Origin of the sequence: Hydrogenophaga sp. (assembly GCF_026125785.1) — a bacterium.
Lineage (GTDB): Bacteria > Pseudomonadota > Gammaproteobacteria > Burkholderiales > Burkholderiaceae_C > Hydrogenophaga.
The window spans coordinates 102,208-124,458 of record NZ_JAHCKL010000009.1; the positions used below are offsets into that span (position 1 = coordinate 102,208).

Here is a 22,251-nt window from a genome sequence, read left to right on the forward strand (position 1 = left end):
GCCGTTCAGCGCCCCGCGAGTTCCCGCGCCGTTTGCTGCAAGGCCAGGCGGTTGACCCCGGCCAGAGGCAGGTTGACCAGCAGTTCCAGGCGCCTGCGGATGGCCAGCAAGGTATGCGCGAAGGCTTCGCGCTGCTGATCGGGCGCACCCTTGGCCTCCGAAGGGTCTGCGTAGCCCCAGTGTGCGGTGGCCGGCTGGCCGGGCCAGAAGGGGCAGGTCTCGCCCGCGGCGTTGTCACAGACCGTGATGACGAGGTCCATGTGCGGCGCACCAGGCCGGCCGAACTCGTCCCAGCTCTTGCTGCGCAAGCCGTCGGTCGGTACGCCGGCCTTGGCCAGTGCCTCCAGTGCCAGCGGGTGGGGCTGCTGGTTCGGGCGCGGGCTGCTGCCGGCCGAATAGGCCTGAAAGCGGTGGTGGCCCAGGTGGTTGAGCAAGGCTTCGGCCAGGATGCTGCGCGCGGAATTGTGGGTGCAGAGAAACAGCACGTTCAAGGGAGCGGGTTCGGTCATGGTGTTCAAGGGTTTGAAGACGTTGAAGAGGGCTTGCGCACGTCGGCCAGAGCGTGTTCGCCGGGGACGGGGCGCGCGATGCGTGGCATGCCGTGTCTCAGCAGGTGCATGCGTCGCCGCCTTCGGTGCTTGCCGCGCAAGGCGCGCCCTGGCAGCAGTTCTCCGTCAGGTAGGCCAGCAGCCCGTTCATGTGCGCATACGCGGCGCGGTAGATGAGGTGGCGCCCGTCGCGCTGCTGCGTCACCAGCCCGGTCGCGGTCAACTCCTTGAGGTGGAACGACAGCGTGGTGGCTCCGACTTCGAGCTGACTCGCCAGCACGCCCGGCGTCAGGCCTGCGTCGCCTGCCACCACCAGGGTCCGGAAGATGCGCAGGCGGTGTGCGTGGGCCAGCGCGCTCAAGGAACGTATGACGTCGTTTTCCAACATGATTCAAATATAGTTGAAATATTGAAATAAATGATGAAAAACAGATGACAACGCCCGGAAGACCGAGGACTGCCAGCCTGAGTCGCACGGCGGCTCCGGTTCATGGAAGGTGCGTGTTCTTGTTGTATATGATTCATAGTCTTTTCATATATATTCGCCGCCATGGGTATCGTCAAAATCTCCGATCAGATGCATGAGAACCTGAGGGTGGCGGGCCAGGCCTTGAGCCGTTCCATCAACGCCCAGGCCGAGCACTGGATGCGTGTGGGCATGCTGGCCGAGATGCACCCGGACCTCGATCACCGGGCCATCAGCCGGATGCTGGTGCAGGCGGAATCCGAAGGCGGATTCCACATCGCAGCGGTGGTGGCCGAGCCGGCGACGCGCAGGGCGCGCGCACCCATGGCGGGCCGGCGCTGAGGGTGCGCGGCATGGTCATCAAGTCCGTGGAGGAGATCGCCATGGCGCGGCGCGCGGGCCAGTTCGCCGCCGAGGTGCTGGCCGTCGTCGAGCCTCATGTCGTGCCCGGTGTGAGCACGGACGCGCTGGACCGCATCTGCCACGACCACATCGTCAACGTGCAGGGCGCCATTCCGGCCAACCTGGGCTACCACGGGTACCCGAAGACCATCCTCACTTCGGTGAACCAGGTGGTCTGCCACGGCATCCCCTCCCCTGGGAAGATCCTGCGCAAGGGGGATATCGTCAACATCGACGTCGCGGTCAACAAGGACGGCTGGTTTGGCGACACCAGCCGCATGTTCTTCGTCGGTACACCCGGCACGCAGGCGCGCCGCCTGGTGGAGACCACCTATGAGGCGATGTGCGCGGGCATCCGGCAGGTCAGGCCCGGCGCCACGCTGGGTGACATCGGCCACGCCATCCAGACGGTGGCCCACCGCGCCCACTTCAGCGTGGTGCGCGAATACTGCGGTCACGGCATCGGCCGCGTGTACCACGAGAAGCCCGACGTGCTGCACTACGGCCAGCGGGGCGAAGGCCTCCGGCTGGAGCCCGGCATGGTCTTCACCATCGAACCCATGATCAACGCGGGTCGGCGCGAGACCCGTCTGGGACCCGACGGCTGGACCGTGATGACCCGGGACCGTTCGTTGTCCGCCCAGTGGGAGCACATGGTGGCGGTGACGGCGGACGGTCATGAGGTGCTCACGCGCTGGCCTGGAGGCACGGGAAGCTATGCGCCTATCTGAACGCTGAGGCCATTCACCTCATTCACAGTAGGAAGTTCATGCCATGCACCGGAACGCCGGCGCTCCGCAGGCGCTGGCCCGGCTGGAGGTCTTTCCGTCGTATGTGGCGGTGGCGCAGGTTGACCACAAACGCCAGCAGCCCTGGTGGGCGCGTGGCATGGGCGCGGGCCTTGTGCCGATCCAGCTCGGAGGCCATCAGGTCGCCATGGTCCGGCGCGCACAGGGCCGCGGCCACCATGGCGTCCAGATCCTGTGGTGAGGGTGGGGGGTGGCGCAATCGCCGGGGCGAGATGGAACGGCGCTCCAGCAGTGGCGCCAGCAGGCGCTCGCGCGCGGGCGCGGAGGACGGTGTGCGCGTGCGGCCTGGCGGCCTCAGACGAGTACCGTCCCAGGTTCTATGCCCGCCACCTCGGCCACCAGTTCCTGCAGCAATTGGGTGGTGTTCAGCAGGGCGTTGACCTGCGTGTCCATCTGGTGTGCCTGGATCTGGGTGGCCTCTCTCAGGGTCTGGCGCAGGCGGGCCACTTCCGGGGTGTCCGACGCGCTGGGACGCAGGACCATGTCGACGAGCCCGGTGCTGGCGCGCAGGAGGTTCGCGAGTTCACCGGCTTGCTGGCGGGCCACGATGGAGCGGGCAATGATCGCGGGGTGGATGGAGAAGTGCTCTCGGTCGTACTCTGCCGTGATGTGCGGCGCAGGCTTTGCCATAGGGTCTCCCTGACCTTTCTTTGATATGACGGGGCGCAGTATAGCCATGGGCTTTGGCGTTCGCACAAGCGCGCGGCTTCGCGCAATCTGGCGCGTCGGTCTGTGCGGTTTTCCCGGGTGCGCACCTCGTTCGTCGCGGACGCGACTGACCCGGGGTCAAGAACCGGAACGGCGCTGCCGAAGTACCTGGCGCATTCGTCCGCAACCCCGGTCATGCACCGCGACCTTGTCTTGAGTGGTCCAGGTCGGTAGTGGCTTCAGTCTTGATGTCCGCCGTGGTGCCCGATGCCTGACCGCCACCCTGCCGGCGTCACCGGCCTCTGTTTGCAGCGAATGGGAGAGCACCACGATCGACCGCTCATGACCGTGACAGCCAGACGCATTTGCCGCGTCGCTGTCGTTCCATTTGAAAGATTCCAACATGTTCAAGCATCTCAAGATCGGTCAGCGACTGGGTCTGGGGTTTGGCCTTCTGTTGACCCTCATGGCCATCCTCACGGGGGTCGCTGTCATGGAGATGGGCAGTCTCTTCGACAACACCATGTACTACGCGGACAACCAGGTGCCCACGTCGCAGGCCCTGGCCAAGATTTCCGGCGGCGTCGAGGGCATTCGTCGCCTCGGGCTGAACCACCTCCTGAGCAACACCGAGACCGAGATGGACCAGATCGAGTCCCGGCTGGCGGAGGAGCGGCGCGGCCTGGACGCCGCGTTCGTGGACTATGAGCAGAAACTGGTTTCCGACGAGGAGGACCGCCGTCTCATGCAGGCCACGCGCGCCGCGGTGGCCAGCTATGTAGCGGAGTGGGAGAAGGTCAGGCCGGTGTCCCGCCTGACGGCCCGTGACCCCGGCAAGACCGAAGAAGCGAATGCGCTGATGATGGGCGCCGCGAACGAAGCGTTCCAGGCGGTTCATACCGCGGTCGACGCCTGGCTCCAGTACAACGTCGCGCTGTCGGCGAAACAGGGAAAGGCCGCGATGTCCACCTTCCAGTCGGCGCGCTGGGTCATGGGTGGGGTGGCGCTGCTGGCCTTCGTCACCGGGATTGCCGTCGCCATCCGCATCACGCGTTCGATCACCGTGCCGATCGGCGAGGCGCTGCACCTGGCAGGACGGGTGGCCGCAGGGGACCTGACATCCCAGGTCCGCGTGGACGGGAACGACGAGACGGCGAAGCTGCTGCGCTCTCTGCAGGAGATGCAGGAAAGCCTGTCCAAGGTGGTGGGCGAGGTGCGGCGCAACGCCGACAGCGTGGCCACCGCTTCGACGCAGATCGCGCAGGGCAACCAGGACTTGTCTGGCCGCACCGAGGAACAGGCCAGTGCGCTGGAGGAAACCGCGGCAACGATGGAGCAACTCGGCAGTACCGTGCGCCACAACGCGGAGAACGCCCAGCAAGCCAGCGAACTCGCCCGGACCGCCTCCGGGGTGGCCACGCGGGGAGGCGAAGTGGTCGGCCAGGTGGTGTCGACCATGGACGGCATCAACGAGTCGAGCCGCAAGATCGGCGACATCATCGGCGTGATCGATGGCATTGCCTTCCAGACCAACATCCTGGCTCTGAACGCCGCGGTGGAAGCGGCCCGTGCCGGCGAGCAGGGCCGGGGCTTTGCGGTGGTGGCCGGCGAAGTGCGCAGTCTCGCGCAACGCAGCGCCGAGGCGGCCAAGGAGATCAAGAGCCTGATCGCCAACAACGTGGAGCAAGTGGAGCAGGGCGCCGCGCTGGTGGGGGAGGCGGGCCGGACCATGGACGACATCGTCGGCTCGATCAAGAGGGTCAGCGACATCGTGAGCGAGATCAGCTCGGCCACCTCGGAACAGAGCAGCAGCATCCAGCAGGTCGGTGAGGCCGTCGGGCAGATGGACCAAGTCACGCAGCAGAATGCCGCGCTGGTCGAGGAAAGCGCGGCCGCGGCGGACAGCCTCAAGAGCCAGGCTCTGCGGCTGGTGGATGTGGTGTCTGTCTTCAGGCTGGGGGAGGGTCCCGGCGCCGTCTCGGCGCCTCCCAGGGCTGTGGTGACGGAGAGCAAGACCGCCACTCCACGGCCCGTGGCCCGGAGCCAGACGGGTGGTGCGGGCACCGCCAAGCCCAGGACTTCGGCCCCGGCCGTCGCCGTGGCCAGCAAGCCGGTGACAGCCAGCACGGCGTCTCTGGACGCTCAGGAGTGGGCTTCCTTCTGAGCCGCGCGTGCATGGCATCCGATCGGCCGCTGCTTTGCAGTCGGGTCGTCTGACGGCATGATCGAGAAGCAGAACACCGTGCCTTTGCATGAGCGCCAGGGCCGGTGAAGGAGACAGACCTGCTGGGCCGCGAGACGCCGGAGTCTGCGAAGGCGGTGGCCCGCGTGCTGTCCCGGGTTCTGCCGAATGTGCGCATGCACGAGGAACCCGGTTGGGGGCACATGGCGCCGCTCACGCACCCGCAGGCGGTGAACGCCCGCGTGGTGGCCTTTCTGCGCGGGAGACAGGGCGGGTGACCCTGGCGAACCCGCGCCGCTTTCCTACGAGGGTGCTTCGCCCGGCACGAGGGTGAGGCATGTGATCCGCGTGCCGATGGCGACCCGCACGTCCAGCGGCAACGCACCCGGCGGCACGGCGGCGGCGGTGAAGCTGCGGGTGGCGGGGATGAAGCGCAGCCAGTCGGGCAGCGGCGCGCCGTTGGGCAGCGTGGCGCGGACGGGAGGCTCGCCGGCCATGCCGTCGCTCAGGCGCTCGGACAAGGTGTACCGGAAGCCGTGGGTGGTCGCCTCTTCGGGCACCGGCACACGGAAGCGGCCCGCGCCGTGGTGGCCGGGCATAGGGCCGTGGGTGCTGGTGTTCACGGAAGTCCGCCTGTCCATGGGAATATCCAGGGTAGCTGGGTTCATCTGACTGCTGTGTGAGCCGGGCTGGGCGCTGCGCGTCAGGGTTGTATGTCAATCGGGGCGTGAAACCGGAAACCCACGCCCCGCAAGGTGGTGATGGGCAGGTTCAGGCCGCAGGCTGCCTCGACCTTGCGGCGCAGCCTGCGCATCTGGGTGTCCAGACGCCTCTGGTCGTAGTCGAACCAGTTCTCGCCCATGGCCTTGACGATGGCCTCGCGCGTGACGCTGGCGCCGCCGACGGCCAAGGCATGGAGCACGGTGTAGTCCTGCCCCGACAGTGGGATGGGGGCGAAACCTGGCGGCACGAGCTGGCGTGGCGAGCCTTGCAGCCGCCAGCGTGGCTGCTCCTGGATGTCCAGGCGGCGCGCCAGCGCGCTCACCGTCGCGGCCAGTTCGTCCAGGGAGGTGATCTTGGACAGGTAGTGGTCCGCGCCGCTGGCCAGGCTGGCGATCTTGTGGTGCTTGGCGTCGCGCGCCGTGAACACGATGACGCCCACCCGGTGGCCGTTGGCGCGCAGTGCGGCAATGAGGTCCATGCCGTCGCCGTCGGGCAGGCCCAGGTCAACGATGGCGATGGCGTGCAGGCCGGGCACATGGATGCGCTGGAACTCCGCGATGGTGCCGGCGGTGGTGACTTCATGACCTGCCTCGGTGAGGAATTCGCTCAGCTCTTCGCGCAGGACCGGCTCGTCTTCAAGCAGGATCAGATGGGCCATGGCGTTCGAGTCTAGGGCATGCTCCGGTGCCTTGTGCCTGAGTGAATCTGAGCAATCCTGAGTGGCGTTTCACCCAGGACCGCGTGCTATCTTCAAGGCATGTGGTGGCAACTGGCGCTGGTCGGTTTCTGGCTGTGGTGCGGCGTCGTTCAGGCTCAGCCGTCACGGCTGTCGCCGCCGTCTTCTCCCGTGGTGCTCGATGCCCGGGCCGGCGTGATTCCGCTGGCGGGCCGCATGGCGTGGCTGCGGGACCCGCAAGGCCGCCTGCAGCACGCCGAACAGGCCGAGGCCGAAACCGGCTGGGCGCCATTGCCCGGCTCACCCAACCTGGGATTCACGCCGGACGCCCTGTGGCTGCGCTGGGATGTGCGGCAGCCGGACGGTGGCACCTCGTGGCGGCTGGAGGTGGACAACACGCTGCTGGAGGACGTACGGCTCTACCAGCGCGACGAAACTGGCGCATGGCAGGCCACGCAGTCCGGCCGTGTGGTGACACACAGCGCCTGGCCGCTCGACACCCGCAGCCCGGTGTTTCGCCTGGACCTCGAGCCCGGCACCCATGCGCTGATGCTGCGTCTGCAGACGCGCAACTCGCTGTCCACCTCGGTAAAGCTGTGGGAGAGTGAGCGCTTCTACGCGAGTGCCCAGGACGAGGCCCTGCTCTGGGGCATCTACTTCGGGCTCTATGCGCTGGTGATCCTGATCCAGTTCCTGTTCTGGAAATGGACGCGCGAGGTCCTCAGCGGCTGGTACGTGATGTACGCCGGCCTGAACTGCCTGGGCATGATGCTCTCCATGGGCTACCTGCAGAACGCGCTCGACTGGAGCGGCACCCTGGCCCTGGTGCCGCTGAGCCTGGTCATCTGCGCCTCCATCTACGCCGGTACCCAATTCTCCAGCGCTGCGCTGGAGCTGCACCGCCACATGCCCCGGGTGCGGCGTTTCCTCACGCGGGGTGCCGCCGCCGTGGCGCTCGTCACCAGTGCGATGGTGCTGGCTGGCGCCCACCGCGCGGGTGTGGGTGCTGCGCAAGTGCTCTCCATCGTCTGGATGCTGCTCATGGCGGGTGTGGCCATCGTGCCGCTGCGGCGTGGCGAGATGGCCGGGCGCTTCCTGCTGGTCGCCTTCGGCATCTTCTTCCTCGGCATCCTCGTGCGCTACCTGCGCAACCTGGGCTGGTTGCAGCCGGGGCCGCTGACGGACTACAGCATCCAGGTGGCCTCGGTGCTGCACATGGTCGTGATGTGCATGTTCATCGTCTACCGCTACAACGCCTTGCGCGTTGCGCTGCAGATCGAGCAGGCCGCGCGCCGGGAGCAGCGGGACTTCGTGGCGTTGGTGTCGCACGAGTTCCGCACCCCGTTGGCGATCATCGACACCTCGGCGCAGCAACTTGCGACGCACCTGGACGCGCCGGCCGAACGCTCGCTCCAGCGCTGCGCCAACATCCGCGACGCGACCCGGCGCATGGTCGACCTGATGGACAACTGCCTCACGGCCGAACGCATGGACCTTGCCGAGCCGTCCGTGCATGAGCAGGCCTGTGATCTGCGTGCCCTGCTGCAGGATCTCGTGGCCGAGTGGCCGCAGGGGCGGGTGGTGGTCGACCTGCAGCAATTGCCGGACGTGTTCGTCTGCGACCCGGACATGTTGCGTGTGGCGCTGCGCAACCTGGTGGCCAACGCGGACCGGCATGCGCGGGCGGACATGCCGGTGAGCCTGCGGGTGAAGGGTTTGTCGGGTGGTGCCCTGAGCCTGAGTGTGCGCAACACGGGCGACGCCATCGCTCCCGATGAACTGCCTCTGCTGTTCCAACGCTACTACCGCGGCCGCGCGGCCCGTGGCAAACCCGGCGCGGGGCTCGGGCTGTTCCTGGTGCAACGCATCGTGGGCGCCCACGGTGGCCATGTGTCGGTGCGCTCCCATCTGGGCGTGACCACCTTCAAGGTCTGGTTGCCCGCACGCTCGGGTGCCTGAGCCCGGCAGTGTCGCCGCACGGGGTGCTGTCAGCGGGCCGGTCGCTTGAAGATGCCGCGAGGCCGGTCGTAGACTCGCGTCATGAGCCGCTTGCAGACCCACCGCCTGTCCACCCGCGAGAAGCCTGCGTGGTGCCGGCGATGACGCCTGAACTGGGCTTGCTCCTGCTGGGTGCGGCAGTGGCCGGCTTCGTGCAGGGCCTCTCGGGCTTTGCGTTCGGCATGGTGGCCATGTCGTTCTGGGTCTGGGGCGTGGAGCCACGCGTGGCGGCGGTGATGGCGGTGTTCGGCTCGCTCACCGGGCAGGTGGTGGCGGCCGTGTCGTCGCGCCGAGGGCTGCGGCTGGGCACGCTGGCGCCTTTTCTGGCCGGTGGCGCGGTCGGCATTCCCCTGGGCATCGCGGTGCTGCCGCTCCTGAACGCCGACCTGTTCAGGCTGGTGCTGGGCGGTGTGCTGGTGGTGTTCTGCCCGACGATGCTGCTGGCGCCCAGCCTGCCCAAGGTGGCGCGTGGCGCGCGCGCGGGCGATGCGCTGGCGGGCGCGGTGGGCGGCTTCATGGGCGGCATCGGCGGCTTCACCGGTGTGGTGCCTACGCTCTGGTGCACCCTGCGTGGCATGGCCAAGGACGAGCAGCGAGCGGTGATCCAGAACTTCAACCTGGCGGCGCTGGCCTTCACCATGGCCGGCTACGTGGCCAGCGGGCTGGTGACGCGCGACCTGTGGCCGCTGATGCCGCTGGTGGCCCTGGCGCTGCTGGTGCCCTCGCTGCTCGGCGCGCGGCTCTATGTGGGCCTGAGCGAACTGGCCTTTCGCCGCCTGGTGCTGTCGCTGCTCACGCTGTCGGGCCTGGCCATGCTGTGGGCGGCGTTGCCGCGCCTGCTGCACGGCTGAGCCGCGGGCGCACAATGTCCCGGCGCCTCGCCACACATTCCTCAACCCGCATGCAGGAGACACGCACCATGCCCTTGTTCGAGACCGCCACGGCAGGCAGCCTGCCCAAACCCGGCTGGCTGGCCGAGACCGGCAAACTCTGGCCCGAATGGAAGGGCACCGGGAGCGATCTGCTGCAGGCCAAGGCCGATGCCACGCTGCTGTGGATCAAGGCGCAGGAGGACGCGGGGCTGGACGTGGTGGGCGACGGTGAGCAGGCGCGCCAGCACTTCGTGCACGGCTTCCTGGAGCAGGTGGAAGGCATCGACTTCGCCAACAAGGTGAAGATGGGCATTCGCAACAACCGCTACGACGCGATGGTGCCGCAGGTGGTGGCGCCCTTGCGCCTCAAGGGCCGGGTGCACGCGTTCGAGGCGCAACTGGCGCGCGCCCACACCCGGCGCAAACTCAAGTTCACCCTGCCCGGGCCCATGACCATCGTGGACACCGTGGCCGACCGCTTCTACGGCGACCGCGTGCAGATGGCCATGGCCTTCGCCGAGCTGCTCAACCAGGAGGCACTGGCCCTGCAGGCCGATGGCGTCGACATCATCCAGTTCGACGAACCGGCCTTCAACGTTTACATGAAGGACGCGGCCGACTGGGGCGTGGCCGCGCTGGAGCGCGCGGTGCAGGGCCTGCACTGCACCACGGCCGTGCACATCTGCTACGGCTACGGCATCCAGGCCAACGTGGACTGGAAACACACGCTGGGTGAAGAGTGGCGCCAGTACGAGCAGGTGTTTCCGGTGCTGGCCCGCAGCAGCATCGGCCAGGTGAGCCTGGAGTGCTACCACTCGCATGTGCCGCCCGAGCTGATGGCCTTGCTGCGCGGCAAGGACGTGATGGTGGGTGTGATCGACGTGGCCAGCGACGTGGTGGAAACGCCCGAGCAGGTCGCCGACACGATCGGAACCGCGCTGCGTTACGTGCCCCGCGAACACCTGATCGCCTGCACCAACTGTGGACTCGCGCCCATGAGCCGCGCGGTGGCCCTGGCCAAGCTGGAGGCCCTGGCGCAAGGCGCCGCACTGGCGCGCCAACGTTTCGGGCAAGGGTGAACGCCATGCACGGCTTGCCTGTCGCCGCACCGGCCGATGTGGGGCTGTGCCCCGAACGCACGCAGCGCATCGTGCAGATGCTGCAGCGCGACGTGGACCGTGGCCGCCTGCCCGGTGCGGCGGTGCTCATCGCCCGGCGCGGGCGCGTGGTGCTCGATGCCGCCGTGGGCCGGCTCGACCCCGCGCGTGAAGCCCCCATGGGCACCGATGCCATCTTCCGCATCTACTCCATGACCAAGCCCATCGTGTCGGTGGCGGCCATGATGCTGGTGGAGCAGGGCCGGCTGCTGCTGAGCGACCCGGTCGGCCAGTACGTGCCGGGCTTCCTGCACCAGCAGGTGGCCGTGCCCGGCGACGGCCCGAACGGCGTCACCCTGGTGCCTGCCGCGCGGCCCGCCACCGTGCAGGACCTGCTGCGCCACACCGCCGGCCTCACCTACGAGTTCACCGGCAACGGGTATGTGAACCAGCGCTATACCCAGGCCGACCTGAACGACCGCCAGCAGACCAATGCCCAACTCTGCGAGCGCCTGGCCGCGCTGCCGCTGGCCCACCAGCCCGGCACCACCTGGGCCTACAGCCGCGCCACCGACGTGCTCGGCCGCGTGATCGAGGTCGTCACCGGCCAGGCGCTGGGCGCCTTCCTGCGCGAAGCCATCCTGCAACCCCTGGGCATGCACGAGACCGCCTTCTCCGTGCCACCAGCGCAGCACCACCGCATCGCCGAAGCCTTCTCGCACGACCCCGACGGCGGCACCCCCATGCCCATGCACGACCCGCGCGAAGTGCCGGCGCTGGAAATGGGCGGCGGCGGCCTCATGTCCACCGCGCACGACTACGCGCGCTTCCTGCAATGCCTGTGCAACGGCGCTGCGCTGGAGGGCCGGCGCCTGCTTTCGCCGCACACTCTGGCCTACATGACCGCCGACCACCTGGGCAGCGCCATCGCCCACACCGACAACCCCCTGCTGCCCCCTGGCCACGGATTCGGCCTGGGCTTTGCCGTGCGCACCGAAACCGGCGTTGCCCCGGTGCCCGGCTCGGTCGGCACCTACCACTGGAGCGGCATAGGCGGCACCCACTTCTTCGTCGACCCGGCCCTGGACCTGTTCGCCATCTTCATGGCGCAGGCGCCGAACCAGCGGGTGCACTACCGGTCGGTGATGCGGGGGTTGGTGTATGGGGCGGTGGTGGACTAGGGAGTGCCGTTGCGGGCATGGGGTTGGCATCGCCCTCAGAGATGCTCCAGAAAGCTGGACCGCAACAGCACGTTCTCGCGATGGAACTCAAGGAAACGCTTTTGTCCGCTTGAGAACGGCCCGACATTCCAGGCCCGTCCGGGATCAAGTCCCATCCGGACCATCGAATCCTGGTCCGCGACCGGCGAGAAGATCACATCGCCGTCATTGTCGAAAGCAATGAACCCGCGGTCGAACAGGTGGTCCATGCTGGGAGTGAGCAGAAGACCGTTCTCGCCATCGAGCCGCTCCTCGTTCGTGGCATCTCGCCAGGGTTTGCAATGGCTGGCTCTGAGGTGCTCTTCCCTTGTGACGCCAGTGAGGCGGCAGGCGCGTTCAATCGCCATGACACGTCCTTTGAAGACACCCTGGCCTCTGCGTGCCAGCACCAAAGCCTGGCGCTCTGTTTCAGACAAGCGGGCATCGGTGTGAACTTGTTGAAGCTCGTGTTCTTCCCATTGGACGAGGCCGATCGCAGAAGCGACTGCCTGGGGTTCCTCGGCAACGCGAAAGCTCTTCACCAATGCATGGGCCTCAGCGCCCAGCAGATCGATCAGCGCGGCGGCCAGGCGTTCGGGAAGACGTGTCAGATACACACTCTGCAAGCCAACGCCATTGGGGCGCAGCGGTGCATACCGCTCAGGCAGCAGTGGCGCCAGTACCGCCATGTGTGTTGCTGGTCGAATGGGTTGGTGAAGGGGATGGAAGCGCACATCCAGGCGCCAACCGATCAAATCCCAGTACGCGCCCGTTTGTCCGAACTCCAATGGTTTTGGCGCCTCGTACGCATGCGAAGCCGCAATGCCGATGGCCCGGATCACGGTGTCCGCGAAGGAGAAGATCACATCGCCAGGAGCCACCTCGCGCATGAAGTCGTAAAACGGGTTCCTCGCCTGATTGGCCTTGCGCTTGGGTGACCAAAGGTACCCACCCTGCACCTCATGCCGGTAGGTTTGGTTCTGATTGACCCACCAATAGCGCATGGTCTCCAGCTACCTTGCAGGCGGTGCCGGAACGCCCAGTGGAGCCAGCGCATCCATCTTGCCTGCAACCGCCTGGCATGCCGCCACGAGATCGGTGACGATGCGATCGTCGACGTTCAGGTCGCCCTCGTACTCACCCAGGTTGCGAACTTCGTGGCATTTCGACAGCACCCTCCACACCTCTGGACCCAGTCCCAGCGTATGCGGCAACAGCTGGAAAACCAGGTAGCGATTCGTAGACCTGTATCCATGCCAGCGCAGTGCGGCCAGGCAAAACGCGTGGGCAGCGTTGTAGGCGAGATCGAAGCGGCTTTCAATGGAGAGGGCAGGGTTGAGGGCATCTTTCAGCCTCGCATGCCCCGAACGCTTCAGGCCGTCGAACTCTCGCGCATCCGGCGACTCGGCCTTCAGCGCCTTGCCTGGGCCACTGAGGTTTTCAAGTGGGGAGGTCATCGTCGCCACCCACGATCCACAGCTTGGGTGCCTCCAGCACCCTGCTCAGAAAAGACTCCTGCCCCGCGACACGCTTGAGAAACTCTGCCCGCGTCAGAATCGTTGGGTTGACGGGACGCCCCAATGCGCGGCCGGCGTCTTCCAGGACCCCAAAGACATCGCCGTAGCTGAGGTCGTCGCTCACCAGCATCAGATCAATGTCGCTGTGTGCCGTGTCCGTCTTTTTTGCGACCGAGCCATAGACGAAGGCCGCGATGATTCTCGGCACCAGAGGCTGGAGCGCCTGGCGCAAGGGATCGGCCAGCCCCACCGTCTTTTGCACGATGGCGCTCAATTCCGCATAGATCGGCGAGTCAGGATTGGCCTGGTAGTGCTTCTGGTTGCCGATCGGCTTCATGGATATCAGGCCGCTCTTTGTCAGGACCGCCAATTCGCGCTGGACGACACCGGAGCCGCTGGCCACCAGCCCGATCACTTCGCTGGCATAGAAACTGCGCCAGGGCTGGCCAAACAACAGACCCAGCACGCGTTGCTTGGTGCCAGGGAAAAGCGCGTCGGCGAGCGCTGAGTGTGCGGTGTCGGTACCCATGGCTGATCCCATATTGGGTTTGATCATACCCATTTTGGGGTTGTCATCCAACACGGCAAACCCACTCACCCCCTCCCACCGCCATTTCACGCCCCCAGGCTCCAGTTCCATCGCAAGCGGCTTCCCCTTCCTCGCCCCGCCGCGCACAGTACGGCTCCGCCTTCTCTGCACCTCTTTCAACTTTTTTTCTGTGAGGAAACGCCATGCTGCTGCAACTTGTCGCCACCCATCCCGAAGCGGTGGTTCCCGTGCTTCGGGGTACGCCCACCTGGGTGTGGGGTTTGCTTGCGGGCCTGCTCGTGCTGGGTGTCAGCCAGTTGCGCGACCGCACCGCGGGCCTGGCGCGGGTGTCGTTGATGCCTTTGGCCATGACGGCGCTGTCCGTGTGGGGCACGGCCTCGGCGCTGGGTGGGTCACCCCACCGGGTGCCGGCCTTGCTGGCGTGGCTGGTGGCCGCCGTCCTGGGGTTTGCGCTGCTGGCGCGCGGCCGCAGCGCGGCGCAGTTCGACCCGGTGCGGCGCGTGGTCCGGGTGCCGGGCAGCGTGGTTCCGCTGCTGCTGATCGTCGGGATTTTCCTGGTGAAGTACGTGGTGGGCGTCGATCTGGCGATGGAGCCGGGGCTGGTGCGGCAGGCGCCCTACGTGCTGTCCGTCGCGGCGCTGTACGGTGCGCTGACGGGGGTGTTCATCGGCCGCGCATCGCGCCTGTGGCGCCTGTGGCGCGCGTCGCGGCCGTTCCCGGCGGGTTCAGTTCAGCCGGCGACCGCTTCCCTCCAGCACCGCCCGTAACTCGGTCGTGGTGTCGGCCACCAGGCCGATCCGGCGTTGCATGTCCTCGTGCAGGGCCCGCGTCAGGCGCCCCAGGCTGGACCGCAGGTGCATGCGTTCCTCACGGCCATGCTCGCCGTTGTCGGCTGCGGTGTGTTCCACCGAGACGAACCTCTCCAGCGCGATGAGCGCGTTGAGCGTGGAGGTGAGGGACGCGGCCTGACAGTCGGCCCGGGCGGCCAGCAGGAGGAGACGGGGGTGGAGGGCGTCGGGGGGTGTGACGCCGTTGACGTGGGTGGATTGGGCCATGAGGCCTCCCTAGGACTGCGGTTTGCAACAACCGCCGCCCCCGAGACCAATCGGTGGCGGCGGCTCGAACGGGTTGGTCTACCGGGCAGTCCCTGCGGGAACCGGCGGGCCTCGCAGCCCCCCGCCCGAGCCGCCAAAACTGGAGGCACGAGCGAAGAAGCCGCAGACTCTGCGGATATGAAGAACCTGCGGCTTTCGCTGCAGGAACTGCGACGGGAGACCAATCCCGGTCACGCCGTTTTCGCGTGACCGGCGCAGTATAGCGACGGGGTCCCGGGTGCTGGGATGTTCTGGCTCGTGGTGCGCCACGATACCAGTACCCCCTATATGTATTTGCGGGATGAGGCGGTGAGCGGCCCGGGTGGCGGCTCCATCCGCCGCTTCAAGGACGCGACTTCGAGCGCCAGGCCGCAAGCGGTTTCAAGCGCCGCGGTCGCGCGCGGGCGGGCGCCAGCGGAAGAACATGGGGTAGAGCTCTTCCACCACCGGGCCGTCGAAGTCCCAGGCCACGCACTGGCCCAGGTGGGCGGGCGGGCTGCCGTCGGCGGGAATGGCGAAGGAGCCCGAGCGGGTCTGGAAGGCGGCGGTGGCCAGGTTGTAGAGCAGTTCGCGCAGGTGGGTGCAACCCTGGATGCCGCCAAGGTGGCGCTGGATGGTGTGGCGCCAGCCCTTGCCCAGCACTTCGCCCACCATGCGCTGCATGGGGGCCATGGCTTCGGGGCAGGGGCCGTGCGGACGGGCGTCCATGGCGACGTCGATGGCGCGGATGACCATGTCGTCGCCAAAGGTCACGCGCAGGCGCATGTGGTGCACGGGTTCGCCGGCCCGGTGCGTGCCCTTGCCGCGCAGTTCGAAATCGTGCGGCTTGCTGTCGTGCAGCTCGCCTTCGATGTCCCAGAGGCCGTCGTCGCGGCGGAATCCCTGGTAGGTCACACGCCGGGTGTGCATGGGTGTGCGGGGCTGGGGTGGGGGCAAGGGCAAGGCAGGTTCTCCGTCGTCAGCGCTGCGGGGGCAGACGGCGATTTTCCGGGAATTGGCGCGACCGCGCGGGTGCGCGCCCGAGAGACCCCTGCCTGGCCCTACAGCGCCGGCGCCTGCAGGCGGGGTTCGCGCGCGAGTTTGAAGACCGAGACGGCGCGCACGAGTTCGATGGCCTGGGTCTTGAGGCTCTCGGCCGCCGCGGCGCTTTCCTCTACCAGCGCGGCGTTCTGCTGGGTGACCTTGTCCATCTGCGTGATGGCTTCGCCCACCTGGCCCACGCCGCTGCTCTGTTCGCTGGTGGCGTTGCTGATCTCGCTCACGAGCGTGCTCACGCTGCGGATCGCGTCCACCACGCCCTGCATGGTGGCGCCCGCCTGGTCGGCGAGCTGGGTGCCGGCCTCCACGGTCTGCACGCTGGCGCCGATGAGTTGCTTGATCTCCTTGGCCGCCTCGGCGCTGCGCTGGGCGAGGCTGCGCACCTCGCCGGCCACCACCGCGAAGCCGCGCCCTTGTTCGCCGGCCCGCGCGGCTTCCACCGCCGCGTTGAGCGCCAGGATGTTGGTCTGGAAGGCAATGCCGTCGATCACGCCGATGATCTCGCCGATGCGGCGCGAGCTGTCGTGGATGCCGCGCATGGTTTCCACCACGCGGTCAACCACCTGGCCGCCTTCGGCCGCCACGTTGGACGCGTTGCGCGCCAACTCGTTGGCCTTGCGCGCGTGGTCGGCGGTCTGGCGCACCGTGCTGCCCAGTTCTTCCATGGAGGCTGCCGTTTCTTCCAGGGACGAGGCCTGCTGTTCGGTGCGGATGGAGAGGTCTGCGTTGCCCTGGGCAATCTGCACGCTGGCATCGGACACCAGCGCGGCGTTGTCCTGCACGTGGCTCACGGTCTCGCTCATGCGCTGCTGCATGGTGCGCATGGCATCCAGCAACTGGCGGGTGTCGTCGTTGCCCACGGGGGCGATGGGTTGGCTCAGGTCGCCTTCGGCCAGATGGCCGGCGGCGCTGACCGCGCGCCCCATGGGAACCGCCACGACGTGGGCCACCCAGAGCGCGCCCAGGATGAGCAGCATGGTGGCGGCGAGCGCGGCGAGGGCGAGCACCCAGAGGGAGCGGTCCACGCTGGCGTGGGCGGCTTCGGAAATGGCCGTGCCGTCGCGCTCGATCAGGCCGGAGAGTTTTTCAAGCTGGTCTTCCAGCTGGGCGAAGGCCTGGTTGAGCGCCGGCAGGGATGCCTCGGCCTGTGCCACGCCTTGTGTGGCGCCGTTCACCACGGCGCGCGCGGCGGCCACGTACTGGGTCACCATGGGCAAGGTTTCTTCGAGCGCGCGGCGCGCCTCGGGCTCCACGCCGGTGTCGCCAATCTTCTTCAACGCCGTCTCGATGGTGGTCGCGTGGTCGTCCAGGTCGGCGCGGACGGCCGCCACGGTGGCGCTGTCGCCCTTGATGACGGCCAGCACGGCGCGTTGGGCATCGCCGCGCAGGGCGTCGTGCATCATGTCCGCGCTCTGCGAGGCCTGCAGCGCCTGGCTGGCGTGGGCCGAGGCCTCGATCTTGCTGGCCATGGCGGAGACGGCCAGCAGGCCGATGCCGCCGGCGCTGGACACCAGCGCGGCGCCGGCCAGGCCGAGGCAGAGGATCTGGGTGCGAAGTTTCATCAGGGATCTCCGGGTTCGTCGTCTTCGAGGTTTCGGCCGCGGGGGACCACGATGAAATGCGGGCGACGGACGGCGCTGGCAGGCGCTCAGCCGCCGATGAAGATGCCCGTGGCCAGCCGCAGGAGCGCCGCCACCGGGGCGTCGAGCATGGGCAGGGTGAAGGCGATACCCACCAGGCCAGCCGACAGCGTGAGCGGAAAGCCGATGGCAAACGCGTTCATCTGCGGCGCGATGCGCGAGACGAAGCCCAGCACGATGTTGATGAAGAGCAGCATGCCGATCATGGGCAGGGCGATCCACAGCCCATAGCGGAACACCACCGCGCCCAGCTCGTGCAATTGCATGCGGTTGACGGACTCGAAGGCGCTGCCGCCAATGGGAAAGGTGTTGAAGCTGGCGATCACCGCCTGCAACAGCATCAGGTGGCCGCCCATCACCACGAACAACAGCATGGTGGTGTTGCCGAAGAAGCGGCCCACGGTGCTGGACTGCGAATTGGTGCTGGGGTCGAAGAAGCCGGCGAAGTTCAGGCCCATCTGCAGGCCGATGAGTTCACCGGCCAGCTCCACCGAAGCGAACACGATGCGCACGGCCAGCCCGATGGCCAGCCCCACCACCACCTGCTGCGCCACCACGCCGAAAGCCTGCGGGTCGTTCAGCGCCACCACGGGCTGATCCGGCAGGCCCGCCTGCGCACACACCGCCACCAGGAAAGCCAGCGCCACCCGCGTGCGCATGGGCACCGAACGCGCGGAGAAGATGGGCGCGCTGGTGAACACCGCCAGGATGCGCAGGAACGGCCAGAACACCGGCGAGACCAGCGCCATGATCTGAGCTTCGGTGAAGGTGGGCATACCCGCTCAACCTCTCCGGAGCGACGTGACCCATCCAGAGGCAACAAGGGTCCGGCTCTGCCAGCCCGAGATGCCGTTCCCCGTCCCAGCGCCGAAGGCGCGCCAGAGAGGGGGGAAGCCGCAAGGCGGCGCAGGGGGGTGGTCCCTCATACAGCGAAGTTGGGGATGCCCATGATGGTGTTGCGGATGAAGTCCACCATGGTCGACATCATCCAAGGGCCGGCGATGGCGAACACCGCGATCGCCGCGATGAGCTTGGGCACGAAGGACAGGGTGGCCTCATGGATCTGCGTGATGGCCTGGAACAGGCTCACCAGGAGACCGACCGCCAACACCGTGGCCAGCACCGGCGCGGCCACCATGAGCAGCAGGAAGAGGGCGTTCTGCCCCATCGTGAGAGCGGCTTGGGGATCCATCAGACAAGCTTTCCAAAAAAAGAACAGGCCCCCGCCACCGCGCAGCGGCGGAGCGTGGGGGCCACGGACCCCGCCGCCGGGCCGCCCCAAGGCGGGGTCAGCCCCCTCGGGGGGCAGCGACCCGCGAAGCGGCAGAGCGTGGGGGCCAGGGACCCCGCCGCCGGGCCGCCCCAAGGCGGGGTCAGCCCCCTCGGGGGGCAGCGACCCGCGAAGCGGCGGAGCGTGGGGGCCCTGCTCATGTCGCGAACGATGCGGCCAGGGAGCCGATCAGCAGGTTCCAGCCGTCCGCCAACACGAACAGCATGAGCTTGAAGGGCAGCGCCACCAGCACCGGCGAGAGCATCATCATCCCCAGCGACATGAGCACGCTGGCGACGACCATGTCGATCACCAGGAAGGGAATGAAGATCATGAAGCCGATCTGGAAGGCGGTCTTGAGTTCACTGGTGACGAAGGCGGGCACCAGCACGCGAAAGGGCGCGTTCTCGGCGGTCACGTCGGCCGGCAGCTTGGCCAGTTTGGCGAAGAGTTCGAAGTCGGACTGGCGCGTCTGCTTGAGCATGAAGGCGCGCATGGGGGCCTGGCCGCGTTCGAGCGCCTGCTCGAAGCTGATGGCGTTTTTGGAGTACGGCTCGTAGGCGTCCTGGTAGACCTTGTCCAGCGTGGGGCCCATCACGAACAGCGTGAGGAACAGCGACAGGCCGACGATGACCTGGTTGGGCGGCGCGGACTGCGTGCCCAAGGCCTGGCGCAGCAGCGAGAGCACGATGACGATGCGGGTGAAACCCGTCATCAGCAGCAGCACCGCCGGCAGGAACGACAGGGCGGTGAAGAACAGCAGCGTCTGGATCGGCACTGAGTAGGTGGCGCCGCCCGCGCCCTGGCCCACCATGAGGGGCAGCGAGGGGCCGGCCGCGGCGGGTGCGCCTTGGGCGAAGGCATCGGCGGCGCCCAGGGCCAGCAGCGCCGCACCGCCCAGCAGGCGAAGAAGGTTTTTAGCGCGCATCGGTGGGGCGGGTGAGTTGCGACAGGCGCGCGGCAAAGCCGGTGGCTCCGGGTGTGGCGTCGGTGTCAGGGGTTCCGGCCTCGGCCGGCAGGGGCATCTGGTGCAGCGCGCTCACGCTGCCGGGGGCCACGCCCAGCACCAGGCAGACCCGGTCGTGGCCCTGGCCCACCTGCACCGTCACCACGCGCTGCTGCGGTCCCAGCGACAGGCTGGAGAGCACGCGCAGCGCCGGGCCGTTGCCGCCGCCGGCCACACCAGGCAGGCGGCCACGGGCCCACTTCAAGGCGAAAGCGATGCCGACCATCAGGGCCAGCAGCAGCATCGCGGGAATCGCATTCTGGAACATGGAAGGCACGTTGGAGTGAGGTGACCTCAGACAAGGGATGCGAAGGCGGCGCGGGGGATGGCGCGACCAGCGGTCACGTCCTGCTCACCCTGCGCATGCGTTCGGACGGTGTCACGATGTCGGTCAGCCGAATGCCGAACTTGTCGTTGACCACCACCACCTCGCCCTGCGCGATCAGGTAGCCGTTGATGAGCACGTCCATGGGTTCGCCGGCCAGCGCGTCGAGCTCCACGATGGAGCCCTGCGCGAGCTGCAGGATGTACTTGATCGGCACCCGCGTGCGGCCCAGTTCCACCGAGAGCTGGACCGGGATGTCCAGCACCATCTGGATGTCCTGCATCGGGCTGCCGGCCGCGGCGGCCGCGTTGATCGGCACGTTGTCGGCCTCGAACTCGGGCGCGCCGTCGGCGTGGGGGCCGCCGGACGCACCGGCCTGTTCTTCCAGGGCCTTGGCCCAGTCGTCGGTGGCGGTGTCGTTCATGGTTTGGGTGGTGGTATCAGTTGACATAGGAATCTCCCAGCCAGTGCGCGTCCAGGCCGCGCAGGCTGCGCTCCACGCGCAGCGCGTACTTGCCCTTGTGAGTGCCGTACTGGCACTCGAAAACCGGCACGCCGTCCACATGGGCCTTGATCGTGGGCACGCGGTCGAGCTCGATGAAGTCGCCGATCTGCATGGCCAGCAACTGCTCCACCGTGGCCTCGGTCTGCGCAAGCTCCGCGACCATGGTCACCTCGGCGGCCTGGATCTCGTGGCTGAGCAGCTTGACCCAGCGGCGATCGACCTCGATGGCGTCGCCCTGGACGGCCGAATACAGCACGTCGCGGATCGGCTCCAGCGTGGCGTAGGGAATGCAGATGTGCAGCGAACCCGAGATGTCGCCGATCTCCAGCGTGAAGCTGGTGGAGACCACGATCTCGCTGGGTGTGGCGATGGTGGCGAACTGAGGCTGCATCTCCGAGCGCTGGTAGGCCAGCTCGATCGGGTACACGCCGCGCCAGGCCTTCTTGTATTCCTCGGCCACCACGTCCACCAGGCGGTTGATCACACGCTGCTCGGTGGGCGAGAAGTCGCGGCCCTCGATGCGGGTGTGGAACTTGCCGTTGCCGCCGTAGAGGCTGTCGATCACGCCGAACAGCAGCGTGGGTTCGCAGACCACCAGCCCGTTGCCGCGCAGCGGGCGGATGGCCATGATGTTGAAGTTGGTCGGCACCACCAGCTCGCGCAGGAAGGCGCTGTACTTCTGCACCTGCACCGCGCCGACGGAGATCTCCGGGCTGCGGCGGATGAAGTTGAACAGGCCCAGCCGCAGGTTGCGGGAGAAGCGTTCATTGACGATCTCCATGGTGGGCATGCGCCCGCGCACGATGCGCTCCTGGCTGGAGAGGTTGTAGTTGCGCACACCGTCGGTGGGCGCCTCTTCCTTGGCGAGCTTCTGGCTCTCGCCGGTCACGCCCTCCAGCAGGGCGTCGATCTCTTCCTGGGACAGAAACGAGTCGGACATGGTGGTGGCCGGTCGGTGGGTGTGGGTTACTGGACGATGAAGCTGGAGAAGCGCACCGCCTGCACCGGGTTGGGCGCGCCTTTGCTGCCGGGCTTGGAGCCGCCGTAGCCCATCTCGTGCGAGATCACCTCGACGATGTCGGCCGCCAGCTTCTCCTTGCCTTGCACCTGCAGCATCTCGTCGGCGGTGCGCTGGGAGATCAGCACCAGGATCTGACTGCGGATGCTGGGCATGTAGGCCTTCATGTCGTCGCCGGTCTTGGCATCCTGCAACTGCAGCGTCAAACCGAGCTGCACGAAGCGGTTGCCGCCCGCGTCGGCCAGGTTGACCACCATGTTGTCCAGTGGCAGAAAGGTCGGCGGCGTGCGCGACTTGTGGCTCTGCTCGGCCACGGCTTCCTCATCACCGTGGCTTTCGGCGGTGTTCTTCTTCAGGATGAACAGCGCACCCCCCGCACCCGCCAGGGCGAGCACCAGCACGCCGACGATGATGAACAGCAGCTTGCGGCTTTTCTTCTTGGGCGCTTCGGGCGCTTCGGCGGTTGCGGTGGCGGCAGCGGCGGCAGACATGGACTTCCTTCATGGGCGCCTACCGGTTCGGGTGGGCGAAACACACGGAAAACGTGCGGGGTTGAAGGAATTATTGGGTGGGGGCCCCGGGGGTGTTCGGCGGAAAAGCGCTGGAAAAGGCGGCTTTTAAAGAGGCTGTGGGCGGGGCCTGTTCGGGCTGGGGCGATCCCCAATCGG

The 22,251-nt window shown here is 67.5% G+C and carries 28 protein-coding genes; 10 read left to right on the forward strand and 18 right to left on the reverse strand.

From position 1 onward, the window contains the following. Window positions 1-5 precede the first annotated feature (5 nt). A complete protein-coding gene (locus tag KIT53_RS11130; protein WP_297752151.1) occupies window positions 6-509 on the reverse strand; it encodes an arsenate reductase ArsC in 504 nt (167 codons plus the stop codon). A gap of 97 nt (window positions 510-606) precedes the next feature. Beyond that, window positions 607-936: a metalloregulator ArsR/SmtB family transcription factor gene (locus tag KIT53_RS11135; protein ID WP_297752154.1), complete on the reverse strand. Its 330-nt coding sequence runs from the start codon at window positions 934-936 to the stop codon at window positions 607-609. Window positions 937-1,098: 162 nt separating this feature from the next. Between KIT53_RS11135 and KIT53_RS11140 the strand changes: the two genes are divergently transcribed. The 3 genes from KIT53_RS11140 to KIT53_RS11150 are packed head-to-tail and all read left to right on the forward strand — an operon-like array spanning window position 1,099 to window position 2,406. Then, window positions 1,099-1,356 (forward strand): ParD-like family protein, encoded by a 258-nt coding sequence (locus KIT53_RS11140; protein WP_297752157.1) that lies wholly within the window; start codon window positions 1,099-1,101, stop codon window positions 1,354-1,356. An 11-nt stretch (window positions 1,357-1,367) separates the two neighbouring features. Continuing rightward, window positions 1,368-2,147: a type I methionyl aminopeptidase gene (map, locus tag KIT53_RS11145; RefSeq protein WP_297752160.1), complete on the forward strand. Its 780-nt coding sequence runs from the start codon at window positions 1,368-1,370 to the stop codon at window positions 2,145-2,147. 43 nt (window positions 2,148-2,190) lie between these two features. Beyond that, on the forward strand, window positions 2,191-2,406 hold the full coding sequence (locus KIT53_RS11150; RefSeq protein ID WP_297752164.1) for a hypothetical protein: 216 nt from the start codon (window positions 2,191-2,193) through the stop codon (window positions 2,404-2,406). Between the two features lie 113 nt (window positions 2,407-2,519). Here KIT53_RS11150 and KIT53_RS11155 read toward each other — a convergent pair whose 3' ends face one another. Next, the gene (locus tag KIT53_RS11155) at window positions 2,520-2,855 is read right to left on the reverse strand and encodes a hypothetical protein (RefSeq protein WP_297752167.1); all 336 of its coding nucleotides are present in this window, start codon (window positions 2,853-2,855) and stop codon (window positions 2,520-2,522) included. 421 nt (window positions 2,856-3,276) lie between these two features. Here KIT53_RS11155 and KIT53_RS11160 point away from each other — a divergent pair, with 421 nt between their 5' ends. Continuing rightward, entirely contained in the window at window positions 3,277-5,037 is a 1,761-nt protein-coding gene (locus KIT53_RS11160; RefSeq protein ID WP_297752170.1) for a methyl-accepting chemotaxis protein, read from the forward strand. Window positions 5,038-5,141: 104 nt separating this feature from the next. Then, entirely contained in the window at window positions 5,142-5,333 is a 192-nt protein-coding gene (locus tag KIT53_RS11165; RefSeq protein ID WP_297752173.1) for an alpha/beta hydrolase, read from the forward strand. A gap of 24 nt (window positions 5,334-5,357) precedes the next feature. Here KIT53_RS11165 and KIT53_RS11170 read toward each other — a convergent pair whose 3' ends face one another. Next, complete coding sequence (locus tag KIT53_RS11170; protein WP_297752176.1) at window positions 5,358-5,723, reverse strand: hypothetical protein; 366 nt, start codon at window positions 5,721-5,723, stop codon at window positions 5,358-5,360. Between the two features lie 35 nt (window positions 5,724-5,758). After that, window positions 5,759-6,436: a response regulator transcription factor gene (locus KIT53_RS11175; RefSeq protein WP_297752179.1), complete on the reverse strand. Its 678-nt coding sequence runs from the start codon at window positions 6,434-6,436 to the stop codon at window positions 5,759-5,761. A 99-nt stretch (window positions 6,437-6,535) separates the two neighbouring features. On the opposite strand from KIT53_RS11175, the gene KIT53_RS11180 reads away from it, so the two are divergent. The 4 genes from KIT53_RS11180 to KIT53_RS11195 all read left to right on the forward strand — a co-directional run bounded on the left by KIT53_RS11180 (window position 6,536) and on the right by KIT53_RS11195 (window position 11,602). Then, window positions 6,536-8,413 carry a sensor histidine kinase gene (locus KIT53_RS11180; protein ID WP_297752181.1) on the forward strand — a complete coding sequence of 626 codons (1,878 nt, stop codon included), beginning with the start codon at window positions 6,536-6,538 and terminating at the stop codon, window positions 8,411-8,413. 140 nt (window positions 8,414-8,553) lie between these two features. After that, window positions 8,554-9,303, forward strand: coding sequence for a sulfite exporter TauE/SafE family protein (locus KIT53_RS11185; RefSeq protein WP_297752184.1), 750 nt, complete (start codon window positions 8,554-8,556; stop codon window positions 9,301-9,303). A gap of 74 nt (window positions 9,304-9,377) precedes the next feature. Continuing rightward, window positions 9,378-10,403, forward strand: coding sequence for a methionine synthase (locus tag KIT53_RS11190; RefSeq protein ID WP_297752261.1), 1,026 nt, complete (start codon window positions 9,378-9,380; stop codon window positions 10,401-10,403). 5 nt (window positions 10,404-10,408) lie between these two features. Continuing rightward, window positions 10,409-11,602: a serine hydrolase domain-containing protein gene (locus tag KIT53_RS11195; RefSeq protein ID WP_297752187.1), complete on the forward strand. Its 1,194-nt coding sequence runs from the start codon at window positions 10,409-10,411 to the stop codon at window positions 11,600-11,602. Between the two features lie 35 nt (window positions 11,603-11,637). Here the strand turns inward: KIT53_RS11195 and KIT53_RS11200 are convergent, their stop codons facing one another. Genes KIT53_RS11200 through KIT53_RS11210 form a run of 3 tightly spaced genes read right to left on the reverse strand, consistent with a single transcriptional unit; the run spans window position 11,638 to window position 13,693 of the window. Continuing rightward, window positions 11,638-12,624, reverse strand: coding sequence for an HNH endonuclease signature motif containing protein (locus KIT53_RS11200; protein ID WP_297752190.1), 987 nt, complete (start codon window positions 12,622-12,624; stop codon window positions 11,638-11,640). A gap of 9 nt (window positions 12,625-12,633) precedes the next feature. Beyond that, the gene (locus KIT53_RS11205; RefSeq protein ID WP_297752193.1) at window positions 12,634-13,077 is read right to left on the reverse strand and encodes a hypothetical protein; all 444 of its coding nucleotides are present in this window, start codon (window positions 13,075-13,077) and stop codon (window positions 12,634-12,636) included. Next, window positions 13,061-13,693, reverse strand: coding sequence for a nucleotidyltransferase domain-containing protein (locus KIT53_RS11210; protein ID WP_297752196.1), 633 nt, complete (start codon window positions 13,691-13,693; stop codon window positions 13,061-13,063). Before KIT53_RS11210 ends, KIT53_RS11205 begins: the two co-directional genes overlap by 17 nt. Before the next feature lie 176 nt (window positions 13,694-13,869). On the opposite strand from KIT53_RS11210, the gene KIT53_RS11215 reads away from it, so the two are divergent. Then, window positions 13,870-14,454, forward strand: a complete 585-nt coding sequence (locus tag KIT53_RS11215; RefSeq protein WP_297752199.1) for a DUF6622 family protein — start codon at window positions 13,870-13,872, stop codon at window positions 14,452-14,454. Here the strand turns inward: KIT53_RS11215 and KIT53_RS11220 are convergent. The 10 genes from KIT53_RS11220 to KIT53_RS11265 form a co-directional block, all read right to left on the reverse strand. Next, window positions 14,413-14,742 carry a hypothetical protein gene (locus tag KIT53_RS11220; RefSeq protein WP_297752202.1) on the reverse strand — a complete coding sequence of 110 codons (330 nt, stop codon included), beginning with the start codon at window positions 14,740-14,742 and terminating at the stop codon, window positions 14,413-14,415. The two genes, KIT53_RS11215 and KIT53_RS11220, sit on opposite strands and share 42 nt — an antisense overlap. A 420-nt stretch (window positions 14,743-15,162) precedes the next feature. Then, the gene (locus tag KIT53_RS11225; protein ID WP_297752205.1) at window positions 15,163-15,723 is read right to left on the reverse strand and encodes a DUF2889 domain-containing protein; all 561 of its coding nucleotides are present in this window, start codon (window positions 15,721-15,723) and stop codon (window positions 15,163-15,165) included. 98 nt (window positions 15,724-15,821) lie between these two features. Next, a complete protein-coding gene (locus KIT53_RS11230; protein WP_297752207.1) occupies window positions 15,822-17,381 on the reverse strand; it encodes a methyl-accepting chemotaxis protein in 1,560 nt (519 codons plus the stop codon). 86 nt (window positions 17,382-17,467) lie between these two features. Next, window positions 17,468-18,235 (reverse strand): flagellar biosynthetic protein FliR, encoded by a 768-nt coding sequence (fliR, locus tag KIT53_RS11235; protein WP_297752210.1) that lies wholly within the window; start codon window positions 18,233-18,235, stop codon window positions 17,468-17,470. Window positions 18,236-18,381: 146 nt separating this feature from the next. Continuing rightward, entirely contained in the window at window positions 18,382-18,651 is a 270-nt protein-coding gene (fliQ, locus tag KIT53_RS11240) for a flagellar biosynthesis protein FliQ (protein ID WP_297752213.1), read from the reverse strand. Window positions 18,652-18,886: 235 nt separating this feature from the next. Further along, on the reverse strand, window positions 18,887-19,657 hold the full coding sequence (gene fliP, locus KIT53_RS11245) for a flagellar type III secretion system pore protein FliP (RefSeq protein ID WP_297752215.1): 771 nt from the start codon (window positions 19,655-19,657) through the stop codon (window positions 18,887-18,889). After that, the gene (locus KIT53_RS11250) at window positions 19,647-20,003 is read right to left on the reverse strand and encodes a flagellar biosynthetic protein FliO (RefSeq protein ID WP_297752219.1); all 357 of its coding nucleotides are present in this window, start codon (window positions 20,001-20,003) and stop codon (window positions 19,647-19,649) included. The genes fliP and KIT53_RS11250 overlap by 11 nt, the downstream gene beginning before the upstream one ends. 73 nt (window positions 20,004-20,076) lie before the next feature. Next, on the reverse strand, window positions 20,077-20,511 hold the full coding sequence (gene fliN / locus KIT53_RS11255) for a flagellar motor switch protein FliN (RefSeq protein ID WP_297752222.1): 435 nt from the start codon (window positions 20,509-20,511) through the stop codon (window positions 20,077-20,079). Then, window positions 20,501-21,505, reverse strand: coding sequence for a flagellar motor switch protein FliM (fliM, locus tag KIT53_RS11260; RefSeq protein WP_297752225.1), 1,005 nt, complete (start codon window positions 21,503-21,505; stop codon window positions 20,501-20,503). Before fliM ends, fliN begins: the two co-directional genes overlap by 11 nt. 26 nt (window positions 21,506-21,531) lie before the next feature. Then, entirely contained in the window at window positions 21,532-22,074 is a 543-nt protein-coding gene (locus KIT53_RS11265) for a flagellar basal body-associated FliL family protein (RefSeq protein ID WP_297752228.1), read from the reverse strand. Between the last annotated feature and the right edge of the window lie 177 nt (window positions 22,075-22,251).